The 11,362-nt window shown below is 69.2% G+C and carries 9 protein-coding genes; 5 read left to right on the top strand and 4 right to left on the bottom strand.

What is annotated here, in order from left to right; translation table 11 throughout:
- The first annotated feature begins 74 nt into the window (after positions 1–74).
- A complete protein-coding gene (locus OG413_RS11360) occupies positions 75–974 on the top strand; it encodes a D-alanyl-D-alanine carboxypeptidase family protein (RefSeq protein WP_266804777.1) in 900 nt (299 codons plus the stop codon).
- 314 nt (positions 975–1,288) lie between these two features.
- Here the strand turns inward: OG413_RS11360 and OG413_RS11355 are convergent, their stop codons facing one another.
- Genes OG413_RS11355 through pdhA form a run of 3 tightly spaced genes read right to left on the bottom strand, consistent with a single transcriptional unit; the run spans position 1,289 to position 4,895 of the window.
- Positions 1,289–2,743: a dihydrolipoamide acetyltransferase family protein gene (locus OG413_RS11355; protein WP_266804776.1), complete on the bottom strand. Its 1,455-nt coding sequence runs from the start codon at positions 2,741–2,743 to the stop codon at positions 1,289–1,291.
- 11 nt (positions 2,744–2,754) lie between these two features.
- Positions 2,755–3,735, bottom strand: coding sequence for an alpha-ketoacid dehydrogenase subunit beta (locus tag OG413_RS11350; protein WP_073727877.1), 981 nt, complete (start codon positions 3,733–3,735; stop codon positions 2,755–2,757).
- Between the two features lie 2 nt (positions 3,736–3,737).
- The gene (pdhA, locus tag OG413_RS11345) at positions 3,738–4,895 is read right to left on the bottom strand and encodes a pyruvate dehydrogenase (acetyl-transferring) E1 component subunit alpha (RefSeq protein ID WP_266804775.1); all 1,158 of its coding nucleotides are present in this window, start codon (positions 4,893–4,895) and stop codon (positions 3,738–3,740) included.
- Between the two features lie 379 nt (positions 4,896–5,274).
- Here pdhA and OG413_RS11340 point away from each other — a divergent pair, with 379 nt between their 5' ends.
- The 3 genes from OG413_RS11340 to OG413_RS11330 all read left to right on the top strand — a co-directional run bounded on the left by OG413_RS11340 (position 5,275) and on the right by OG413_RS11330 (position 7,652).
- Entirely contained in the window at positions 5,275–5,934 is a 660-nt protein-coding gene (locus tag OG413_RS11340) for a response regulator transcription factor (protein ID WP_266804774.1), read from the top strand.
- Between the two features lie 182 nt (positions 5,935–6,116).
- Positions 6,117–6,545 carry a pyridoxamine 5'-phosphate oxidase family protein gene (locus OG413_RS11335; RefSeq protein WP_266804772.1) on the top strand — a complete coding sequence of 143 codons (429 nt, stop codon included), beginning with the start codon at positions 6,117–6,119 and terminating at the stop codon, positions 6,543–6,545.
- Positions 6,546–6,608: 63 nt separating this feature from the next.
- Positions 6,609–7,652: a phosphotransferase enzyme family protein gene (locus OG413_RS11330; protein WP_266810075.1), complete on the top strand. Its 1,044-nt coding sequence runs from the start codon at positions 6,609–6,611 to the stop codon at positions 7,650–7,652.
- Between the two features lie 77 nt (positions 7,653–7,729).
- Here the strand turns inward: OG413_RS11330 and OG413_RS11325 are convergent, their stop codons facing one another.
- Positions 7,730–9,337, bottom strand: coding sequence for a protein kinase (locus OG413_RS11325; RefSeq protein ID WP_266804770.1), 1,608 nt, complete (start codon positions 9,335–9,337; stop codon positions 7,730–7,732).
- 294 nt (positions 9,338–9,631) lie between these two features.
- Here OG413_RS11325 and OG413_RS11320 point away from each other — a divergent pair, with 294 nt between their 5' ends.
- Positions 9,632–11,272, top strand: coding sequence for a protein kinase (locus tag OG413_RS11320; protein ID WP_266804768.1), 1,641 nt, complete (start codon positions 9,632–9,634; stop codon positions 11,270–11,272).
- The last annotated feature ends 90 nt before the right edge of the window (positions 11,273–11,362 follow it).

Below are 11,362 nucleotides of genomic sequence, written 5' to 3'. Positions count from 1 at the left end.
CCCCCGCCCCAGGAGTCTCACCACCGAGCGGCACCCTTATGTGGCCGCAATTCAGGGGCATTTGGAGCGTTCAGTTGAATATCGGTATCAAGCGTATTAATCGCGCATCCGCCACCGCCACCGTGGCTCTCACCGCGGGTGCCGTGCTCGCGGGCAGCGCCTTCGCCACCCAGGCGCAGGCAGCGGCGCCGCCGACGCCGAAGATCGTCGCCAAGGGCGGCTTCGTGATGAACAACGGCAGCGGCAAGACCCTCTTCACCAAGTCGGCGGACACCCGCCGCTCCACCGGCTCGACCACCAAGATCATGACGGCGCTCGTGGTGCTGTCGCAGAAGAACGTGAACCTGAAATCCAAGGTCACGATCCAGAAGGCGTACAGCGACTACATCGTCTCCAAGAACGCCTCGTCCGCCCGGCTGATCGTCGGCGACAAGGTCACGGTGGGCCAGCTCCTCTACGGCCTGATGCTCCCGTCCGGCTGCGACGCCGCCTACGCGCTGGCCGACAAGTTCGGTTCCGGCAAGACCCGCGCGGCCCGCGTGAAGTCCTTCATCGGCAAGATGAACTCCACGGCGAAGAGCCTCAAGCTGAAGAACACCCACTTCGACTCGTTCGACGGCATAGGGGGTACGAAGAACTACTCGACCCCCCGCGACCTGACGAAGATCGCCAGTAAGGCGATGAAGAACTCCACGTTCCGCTCCATCGTCAAGACGAAGTCGACGAAGCAGAAGGTGACCACGAAGAGCGGTGGCTTCCGCAACATGTCGTGGAGCAACACCAACAAGATGCTCAGCAGCTACAGCGGCGCGATCGGCGTGAAGACCGGCTCCGGCCCGACGGCCAAGTACTGCCTGGTCTTCGCCGCGACGCGTAAGGGCAAGACCGTCATCGGCACGGTGCTCACCTCGTCCTCCGAGGCGAACCGCACCGCGGACGCGAAGAAGCTCATGGACTACGGCTTCAAGAAGTAGCCCGTCCGCCGCCTCGAAGCGTTCGCTTCGAGGAGGCGCTCGTCTCCTGGAAGCCCTGCGGGGGTGCGGCCACCATCACGGTGGCCGCACCCCCGTTCGCGTACGAGGAGCGGCCGGCGGTGACCGCGAATTCGACCTGATGACACCGCGCTCCGGCCCGGGGACGCCGCGCCTTGCCCTGGGGCACCGCGCCTCGGCCTGGGACACCGCGCTTCTTCCTATGACGCCGCGCCTTGTCCTGTTTCACGTGAAACAGGCCGGTGGGCCCGCGCGTTCAGCCGCGCGGGCCCACCGGTTCCGGAGTGTCCGGGCGCTCAGGCCCAGGTGATCAGCCGCTTCGGCTGTTCCAGGATCGCGGCGACATCCGCCAGCACCTTGGAGCCCAGCTCGCCGTCGACCAGGCGGTGGTCGAAGGAGAGCGCCAGGGTGGTGACCTGGCGCGGCTTCACCTTGCCCTTGTGGACCCACGGCTGGGGCTTGATGGAGCCGACCGCGAGGATCGCGGACTCGCCGGGGTTGAGGATCGGCGTGCCCGTGTCGACGCCGAAGACGCCGACGTTGGTGATCGTCACCGTGCCGCCCGCCATGGCCGCGGGCGACGTCCTGCCCTCCCGGGCCGTGGTGACCAGCTCGCCCAGCGCCGCGGCGAGCTGGGGCAGGGTCTTGTCGTGCGCGTCCTTGATGTTCGGCACGATCAGACCGCGCGGTGTGGCGGCCGCGATGCCCAGGTTCACGTAGTGCTTCCGAACGATCTCCTGGTTGGCCTCGTCCCAGGCGGCGTTGACGTCCGGGTTCCGCTTGATCGCGACCAGGAGTGCCTTGGCGATGATCAGGAGCGGGTTGACCCGGACTCCCGCCATGTCCTTGTCTTCCTTGAGCTCGGCCACGAGCTTCATCGTGCGCGTGACGTCGACCGTGATGAACTCGGTGACGTGCGGCGCCGTGAAGGCGCTGCCGACCATCGCCTGGGCGATGGCCTTGCGGACACCCTTGACCGGGATACGGGTCTCCCGGGCGGTTGCCGAAGCCTGTGCGGCCGGTGCCTCGGGCGCGGCGCCCGTGGTGGGCTCCGCGGCGACGGACACGGCCGCGGGGGCCGGGGCGGGCACGGCCGCCGCGTGGACGTCCTCGCGGGTGATGATGCCGTCCTTGCCGGTCGGGCTGACCGACGCCAGGTCGATGCCCAGGTCCTTGGCGAGCTTGCGGACCGGCGGCTTGGCGAGCGGGCGGCTCCCCGGCACGTCCGGTACGGCCTGCACGACGGTCACGGCGGTGTGGCCGTTGTGCCCGTTGAACTCGGCCTGCACAGCGGCGACCGCGGGCTCCGGGACCGCGGCACCCTTGCGCGGGCGGCGCTTGGTGGAGGACTCGGCCACGCCGTAGCCGACCAGGACCGGCTGACGGCCCTTCGGCGCCTCGGCCTCGGGTTCGGCGGCCGCCGGGGCCTGCGCGGGAGCCGGGACCGCAGCGGCGGCAGCGGCCGGAGCGGCGTCACCGCTGCCCGGCGCCACGTCCACCACGATGATCACCTGGCCGACATCGACGGTCGTGCCCTCGGGGAAGCGCAGTTCGTGCACCACCCCGTCGAACGGGATCGGTAGCTCCACGGCCGCCTTGGCCGTCTCGACCTCGCACACGACCTGCCCGTCGGTGACCGTGTCACCGGGCTGGACGTACCACTTGAGGATTTCCGCCTCGGTCAGTCCCTCGCCCACATCGGGCATCTTGAACTCACGGAAGCGAGCAGACGTTTCGGTCATCGTCGTCACGACCCCTCTCCTCAGTACGCCAGCGAGCGGTCGACGGCGTCGAGCACCCGGTCGAGGCCCGGCAGGTACTCGTCCTCAAGACGGGCCGGCGGGTAGGGGACGTGATAGCCGCCGACCCGCAGCACCGGTGCTTCCAGATGGTAGAAGCAGCGCTCGGTGATCCGGGCGGCGATCTCGGCTCCGGAGCCGTAGAACACGGGCGCCTCATGGACCACGACGAGCCGGCCGGTCTTCTCGACCGACGTCTGGATGGTGTCGAAGTCGATCGGGGACATCGACCGCAGGTCCAGGACCTCGACCGACTTGCCCTCCTCCTGGGCGGCCGCGGCCGCTTCCAGGCAGACCTTCACCATCGGGCCGTAGGCGACGAGGGTGAGATCGGAGCCCGTACGGGCCACGGACGCCTTGTGCAGCGGACCCGGGATGGACTCGGTGTCGACCTCGCCCTTGTCCCAGTAGCGGCGCTTCGGCTCGAAGAAGATGATCGGGTCGTCGCTCTGAACGGCCTGCTGCATCATCCAGTAGGCATCGCTCGCGTTGGACGGCGAGACCACCTTCAGGCCCGCGACGTGCGCGAAGAGGGCCTCGGGCGACTCGCTGTGGTGCTCGACGGCACCGATGCCGCCGCCGTACGGAATCCGGACGACGACCGGCATCTTGATCTTGCCGAGCGCACGGGCGTGCATCTTCGCGAGCTGCGTGACGATCTGGTCGTACGCGGGGAAGACGAAGCCGTCGAACTGGATCTCGACGATGGGACGGTAGCCGCGCAGGGCCAGCCCGATCGCCGTACCGACGATGCCGGACTCGGCGAGCGGGGTGTCGATCACCCGGCCCTCGCCGAAGTCCTTCTGCAGTCCGTCGGTGATACGGAAGACACCGCCGAGCTTGCCGACGTCCTCGCCCATGATGAGGACCTTGGGGTCCGTGTCGAGGGCGAGGCGCAGCGACTCGTTGAGCGCCTTCGCGATGGACATCTTTTCCACGGCCATGGCTAGTTGCCCTCCTCGGCAGAGTCTGCGAACGATGCCTGGTAGGCGGCGAACTGGGCGCGCTCCTCGTCGACGAGGGAGCTGCCGTCCGCGTAGCCGTGCTCGAAGATCGCCATCGGGTCGGGGTCGGGCATGGCCCGTACCGCTTCGCGCACCCGCTTGCCGAGGGTCTCGCTCTCCTCGTCCAGCGCGGTGAAGAACGCGCTGTCCGCGAGCTTCTGCTTCTCCAGGTACGTACGCAACCGCAGGATCGGGTCCTTGGCCTCCCAGGCCGCCCGCTCCTCGTCGGCCCGGTACTTCGTCGGGTCGTCGGAGGTGGTGTGGGCACCCATCCGGTAGGTGAACGCCTCGACGAGGGTCGGCCCCTCGCCCCGGCGGGCCCGCTCCAGTGCCCACCTGGTGACCGCCAGACAGGCGAGCACGTCGTTGCCGTCGACCCGGACGCCGGGGAAGCCGTAGCCCTGGGCACGCTGGTAGAGCGGGACGCGGGTCTGCCGCTCGGTCGGCTCGGAGATGGCCCACTGGTTGTTCTGGCAGAAGAACACCACGGGGGCGTTGTAGACCGCGGAGAACGTGAACGACTCGGCGACATCGCCCTGGCTGGAGGCACCGTCACCGAAGTACGCGATCACGGCCGAGTCCGCGCCGTCCTTGGCGACGCCCATGGCGTAGCCCGTGGCGTGCAGGGTCTGCGAGCCGATGACGATCGTGTACAGGTGGAAGTTGTTGGTGTTCGGGTCCCAGCCGCCGTGGTTCACGCCGCGGAACATCCCGAGCAGATTGGTCGGGTCGACCCCGCGGCACCAGGCGACGCCGTGCTCGCGATAGGTCGGGAAGACGTAGTCGTCGTCGCGCAGCGCCCGGCCGGAGCCGATCTGCGCGGCCTCCTGGCCCAGCAGCGAGGCCCACAGGCCCAGCTCGCCCTGGCGCTGAAGGGCTGTCGCCTCCGCATCGAAGCGGCGGGTCAGAACCATGTCCCGGTACAGACCACGCAGCTCGTCCGCGGTCAGATCGATCTGGTAGTCCGGGTGCTCGACGCGCTCGCCCTCGGGCGTCAGCAGCTGTACGAGCTGGGGCTCGGAACTCTGTGGCGTCTTCGCGGCGCTGGTCCGCTTGCTGCTGCGTCGCGGTTTGCGCGCGGCAGTGCTCTCCACGGTCACGTGCGTGCTCCTCCGTCGGTCCGGCCCCCGGGGTCTGCCGGGAACCAGTGCGGCTCGCCTGTTTCCGGACCCGTGCACGGGGTGTGTGCCGCTCGGCCGGGATCAGGCGTGACAGGTGCCCCGGCGAGCGCCCTGTCATAGGCACGTTACCCAGTGCTTCGCATAACTGCGAAACCCTATCTGACCTGCGATTTTGCTTGGATTTCCAAGTAAATCGAAAAAATCGCGAAGTCTTGCTGGTCACAGCACTGGTAACAGCCTTGCAGGCCGCCGGAACAACGGCACGTTATCCCGGAGAAAGGCGCCAGGGATAGGGCGGCGAGGTGCCGAACCGGAGCTGACAGGAGCGGAGCCGAAGCGAGTATGTGAGACTGCGTTTGTGCGGAACGATGGAAAAATCACTGTATTTCTGCTCGATGACCATGAGGTCGTCCGACGCGGAGTCCATGAGCTTCTCTCCGTCGAGGAAGACATCGAGGTCGTCGGTGAAGCCGGCACGGCTGCGGACGCGCTGGTGCGGATCCCCGCGACGCGTCCCGATGTCGCGGTGCTCGACGTACGGCTGCCGGACGGCAGCGGGGTGGAGGTGTGCCGGGAGGTCCGATCCCGGGACGAGAACATCAAATGCCTGATGCTGACGTCGTACGCCGATGACGAGGCCCTCTTCGACGCCATCATGGCGGGCGCGTCCGGCTACGTCCTGAAGGCGATCCGCGGGAACGAGCTGCTGAGCGCGGTACGGGACGTGGCGGCCGGGAAGTCCCTGCTGGACCCCGCGGCGACCGCCCGGGTGCTGGAACGGCTGCGTGAGGGCAAGAACGGCAAGAGCAACGACAAGCTCGACAACCTCACCGAGCAGGAACGCAAGATCCTGGACCTGATCGGCGAGGGCCTGACCAACCGGGTCATCGGCGAGCGTCTCCACCTCGCCGAGAAGACGATCAAGAATTACGTCTCCAGCCTGCTGTCCAAGCTGGGCATGGAGCGCCGGTCGCAGGCCGCCGCCTATGTGGCCCGCCGGCAGGCCGAGCGGCGATGAGCGGCACCGGGACGCGCTGAGGCGCACCGAGAGACACAGGGAGTCGCGGGAAGCCGCGGGAAGCTGTCGGAAGTCGCGGGGAGTCGCGTCGGGCGGCTCCGGGTGATCTTGGGACTTTGGTCCCGAAGCACCCGGGGCCGCCGACTCTTACCGGGCCCTTACCGGTACCGGACAGTGGTCCTATGTCCTCTGAGGAACTCCACGCGATCGAGCTGCTGGGCCGCGTTCCCTACGGCCGGCTGGCGACGAGCATGCGGGCCCTCCCCTTCCTGGCAGTGGCCCGCCACATCGTGGTCGGCGACCGCATCCTCCTGCGGATGCACAGCGGCTTCGGCTACCACGAGGCGTGCAACGGAAGCGTCGTCGCCTATGGGGCGGACAACTTCAACACCGCGGCCTCCGAAGACGGCGAAAACCTCTGGTCGGTGCAGTTCACCGGCCCCGCCGAGATCGTGCACCCCGGCCCCGAACAGCGGGAAATGTTCGGCGCCGCCCCCACCATGGTCAACGGCGAGCCCTTCGAGCCGGCCTTTCTCCGCCTGGCCCCCCACTTCGTCACAGAGCACACTCTGGACTTCGACGCAAGTCAGGCGATCCGCAACGCAGCGTGATCTACCATTTGGTAAGTGCCGCGCTCATATGCAACCCACCCGCCTGTTCCTCCGGTCGGCGAGGTGCTGCGCCGCTACCCGGACGCCGGTGAACCGCTCGCCTGCGAACCGCTCAACAAGGGCCTCCTGAACCACGGTTACCGCGTATCCACCACCCGTGGCTCCTATTTCCTCAAGCACCATCTCGACAAACAGCACCTGGACGACGCCACCGGCGAGCGCGCGACGATCGTGCGACAGCACCGGGCGACCCAGCGCCTCCAGTCGCTCGGCGTGCCCGTGGTCCCGCCGCTCACGGACACGGAGGGTGACACGGTCACGGTCATCGACGACCGCTGCTACGCCCTGCACCCCTGGGTGGACGGCATGCACCGGATCGGCGCCCAGCTGACCCGTGCCGAGTCGCAACGGCTCGGGACGCTCCTCGGAGCCGTACACACCGGTCTGGAACAGGTCATGGCACCCGGCAGCAGCGATACCGGGAGCTGTGCGGGCGCCGGGCAGCCGCCCCGGCCCGGATACGGGAGCCCCGACCCCGCCGACACGTTCGCGCTGATCGACGATCTGCTGGCGGCCGCCCGCGGACAGCACCCCCGGAGCACCCCCAGGGACGCCTTCGACGAACTCGCCGTACACCGGCTGGTGGAGCGGCGCACCCTGCTGGAGCGGCACGCCCACCGCCGCCCGCCCACCCCGGAGGGGCCCGCCACGGGGTGGGTCCACGGTGACTTCCATCCCCTCAACCTGCTCTACCGGGGCGCGGACCCGGTCGCGATCGTCGACTGGGACCGGCTGGGGGTCCAGCCGCGCGCCGAGGAAGCGGTCCGCGCCGCGGCGATCTTCTTCGTCCAGCCGGCCGGAAAACTGGAGCTGGACAAGGTACGGGCGTACGCCCGCGCGTACCGGCACGCGGCCGGGGCGGGCGCGGCGGAACTGGCCGCAGCGGTGCACCGGGTGTGGTGGGAGCGGCTCAACGACTTCTGGATACTGCGCTGGCGCTACCGCCTGCACGATCGCAGGGCCGACCCGCAGTTCCCTGCGGTGTCGGCCCTGGCGGTGTGGTGGACGCGCGAGTACGAGGCGGTGTGCGAGGCCTTCATGGGGTGAAGGCGGTGTGCAACGCCTTCGCGGGGCGAGCGCGCGGGGCGGGCCGCGGTGGCTTTCTCCCGGCGGACACGGGCCGCCTACTGGCCGGCGCTGGTGCCCACTGCCGCGTTCCCGGCCGTCGTGCCCGGGCCCGAAGTGGTACCGGACGGGTTGCCCGAGCCGCCCTCGGTGGCCGCACCGCCGTCATCGCCGTTGCCGCCGTCGCCGTTGCCCTCGGTGGCCGCACCGCCGTCGTCGCCGTTGCCGCCGTCGTCGCCGTTGCCGCCGTCAGCCGTTCCGGGGCCCGGTGAGGAGGGGGTCTCGGACGGGGTGAACGACGGCTTGCTCGGGGTGGGGGAAGGCGTCCACGGCTTCTCGCTGGGCGTCCACTGGCTGCCCGAGGAGTTGTCGGGCTCCTCGGACGGCTCGGTTTCCTCGTCGGTCGGATCCGCCGAGGACTTCGAGGGGAACGGGGTGCTGGACGTGGCGGGGGGCGGCGTCTTCTCCCCCGTGTCGGTGCCGTTCGCCGCCTGGACGGCGAACGCGACGCCCGCGCCGATCGCGATCAGCGCGAACACGACGAACAGCCACATCTTGCCGCGCCCACCACCGGACCGGTGGTGCCCGCCGTCGTAGCCCCCGTCGTCCGGGTTCATCGGCGGCAGGATCGGCCCCTGCGAGGTCTCCCCGTGCATCGGGTGACCCATCGCCGTCGTCCCGCCCGCCATGCCCATGGCGGGGGTGTGGCCGGCCTCGTGCATCGCGACCGGGCCGGTGTTCCACGTACCGGTGTGGCCGCCCTGTACCTGGAGCATCTGCAGGCTGTACTGAACCAGGCCGCGCATCTCCTCGGCGCTCTGGAACCGGTCGTCCGGGTCCTTCGCGAGCGAGCGCATCACCATCCCGTCCAGCTCCGGAGGCACCACGTCCGACACCTCGGACGGCGGCACCGGAATGTCCTGGACGTGCTGGTACACCACGGAGAGCGGGGTCTCACCGGTGAACGGGGGCCGCAGGGCGAGAAGTTCGTAGAGCAGGCAGCCGGTGGCGTACAGGTCGGAGCGGTGGTCGACAGCCTTGCCGAGCGCCTGTTCGGGGGAGAGGTACTGGGGTGTTCCCATGACCATGCCGGTCTGGGTCATGGTCGACTGCGCGCCGTGCAGCGCGCGGGCGATGCCGAAGTCCATCACCTTCACCGCGCCGGAGTCCGTGATGATCACGTTGGCGGGCTTGATGTCGCGGTGCACGATGCCGTGCTGGTGCGAGTACGCGAGGGCTTCCAGCACCCCCGAGACGATGATCAGCGCCTGCTCGGGCGGCGGGGCCTCGGCGTTGAGGAGCAGGTCACGGATGGTGCGGCCCTCGACCAGCTCCATCACGATGTACGGGACGGTCTGGCCGCCCACGATGTCCTCGCCGGAGTCGTACACGGCGACGATCGCATGGTGGTTGAGGCCCGCGACCGACTGCGCCTCGCGCGTGAATCGGGCCTTGGAGACCGGGTCCTCGGCGAGATCGGATCGGAGCAGCTTCACCGCGACCGTACGTCCCAGACGGACGTCCTCCGCGGCATAGACCTCGGCCATGCCGCCCCGGCCGAGCCGGTGGGTCATCCGGTAACGTCCGTCGCCGACAACACCGCCGATCCCCCAGGAGTCGGTGCCATCCGAAACTCCGCCGCCGTTTGCTTCGGAATCGGGTGCCATCAGTCCTCGCCGTCGTATCTGTCCGCGCGTCCGCGGGTTCTCACGGTGCCTAGCTGCATTGCCACGTCACGCTACAGCCTCTGTCGGACACACCGGTTTCGAGAGGGACGGGTCATCCAACCGGCTGGCGTGCCGCACAAGCAAATTCGACGCGGTTCCTGTAACGCTTCCGAGACGCTTCTTGTGCTTAGGGTCACGGAACGGGCACCCGGCTTGACGTGTCGTACCCCTCGGGCAGACTTGGCCCGTCATACGGATCTTCGCGTCAGACGCGGGCCGAGGGGGAAGCAAGTCATGAGCCAGGACGGCGCACACGGCGCACAAGGTCGCTACGCGGGCGGTGCCGTCGCGGGCGGCCGGTACCAGCTTCGCGACCTGCTCGGCGAAGGCGGGATGGCCTCCGTATACCTGGCGTACGACGCCGCGCTCGACCGCCAGGTCGCGATCAAGACGCTGCACACGGAGCTGGGGCGCGAGCAGTCCTTCCGCGAGCGGTTCCGGCGCGAGGCGCAGGCCGTCGCCAAGCTCCAGCACACCAACATCGTGTCGGTCTTCGACACCGGCGAGGACGAGCTCGGCGGCGCGCTGATGCCGTACATCGTCATGGAGTACGTCGAGGGGCAGCCGCTCGGCTCCGTACTCCAGGCGGACATCAGCAGTTACGGCGCGATGCCCGCCGACAAAGCGCTCAAGGTGACGGCCGATGTACTGGCCGCGCTGGAGACCAGCCACGAGATGGGGCTGGTCCACCGGGACATCAAGCCCGGCAACGTGATGATGACCAAGCGCGGCGTCGTGAAGGTCATGGACTTCGGCATCGCCCGCGCCATGCAGTCGGGCGTCACCTCGATGACCCAGACCGGCATGGTCGTCGGCACGCCGCAGTACCTCTCCCCCGAGCAGGCCCTCGGGCGCGGGGTGGACGCCCGGTCCGACCTGTACTCGGTCGGCATCATGCTCTTCCAACTCCTCACCGGCCGGATTCCGTTCGACGCGGACTCGCCGCTCGCCATCGCGTACGCGCATGTGCAGGAGGAGCCCGTCGCTCCGTCCAGCATCAACCGTTCGGTCACCCCGGCCATGGACGCACTCGTCGCCCGCGCGCTGAAGAAGAACCCGAACGAGCGCTTCCCCAGTGCCGCCGCGATGCGGGACGAGATCGCGCGCGTACTGAACGCCTCGGGCGGCATGACGGGCGCTCCGGTGATCGTCGGCGGCGGAGGTCCCGCCAACAGCGGCTCCGACGTCGGCTCGGCGGTCTTCCCGCCCGTCGACCAGGCGAACCCGTCCCCGCAGAGCGTCCAGATGCCGTACCAGCCGCACCCGCACCAGCAGCCGCACCAGCCCGGACCGTACAACCAGCCGAACCCCGCCCCGGCGCCCGCGCCGGGCTACGGCTACCCGCAGGCGGCCCCGGCATACCAGGCCCCGGGCCCGCTGGCCCACCAGACCCCGCCGCCGTACATGACCTCCCCGCAGAGCACGGGCGGCGGCGGATCGGGCGGTGGCGGCTCCAAGCGGAACACGCCGGTCATCGTCGGCTCCATCGTCGTCGCGCTGCTCGCGGTCGGCGGCCTGATCACGGTGCTGTCCCTCCCGGACGAAAAGGAGTCCGGCAAGGCCGGCGACTCGTCGGTGGCGGGCGAGCACAAGCCGCCGGAGCGCAACCGGACGATGAAGACCGAGGCCTGCACGGACCCGATGGAGTCCTCGGACGACCCGCAGAAGGTCATGGCGCCGAACTTCATCTACAAGGACGTCAACTCGGCGAAGGCCTGTGCCCTGGCGGCGGGTTGGACGATCAAGGAGATCAAGGAGCCGGGCAACGCATACGCCGAGGACCAGGTCGTCAACCAGTTCCCCGCCTCCGGTACGGCCGTCGCGGAGCGGGGCGCCCACTTCGAACTGCGGATCTCCACCGGCGACCCGGCCTAGGCAGGACCCGGCCCGGATCGCTCCGAGCCCCTCGGCTCGTTACACATGGTGCGCGGCGTTGCGCGTGATGCGTGCCGACGTGCCTGATGC

Origin of the sequence: Streptomyces sp. NBC_01433, from assembly GCF_026340105.1 — a bacterium.
In the GTDB taxonomy this organism is placed as follows: Bacteria; Actinomycetota; Actinomycetes; order Streptomycetales; family Streptomycetaceae; genus Streptomyces.
Note: the sequence above shows the minus strand (reverse complement) of the source record. Positions and strands in the feature narration are given on the sequence as shown.

Bases quoted from the DNA above. Each gene is read 5' to 3' on its own strand.
- OG413_RS11350 (WP_073727877.1), bottom strand. From the start codon at position 3,735: ATGGCCGTGGAAAAGATGTCCATCGCGAAGGCGCTCAACGAGTCGCTG.
- OG413_RS11335 (WP_266804772.1), top strand. From the start codon at position 6,117: ATGTCCTCTGAGGAACTCCACGCGATCGAGCTGCTGGGCCGCGTTCCC.
- OG413_RS11325 (WP_266804770.1), bottom strand. From the start codon at position 9,337: ATGGCACCCGATTCCGAAGCAAACGGCGGCGGAGTTTCGGATGGCACC.
- OG413_RS11320 (WP_266804768.1), top strand. From the start codon at position 9,632: ATGAGCCAGGACGGCGCACACGGCGCACAAGGTCGCTACGCGGGCGGT.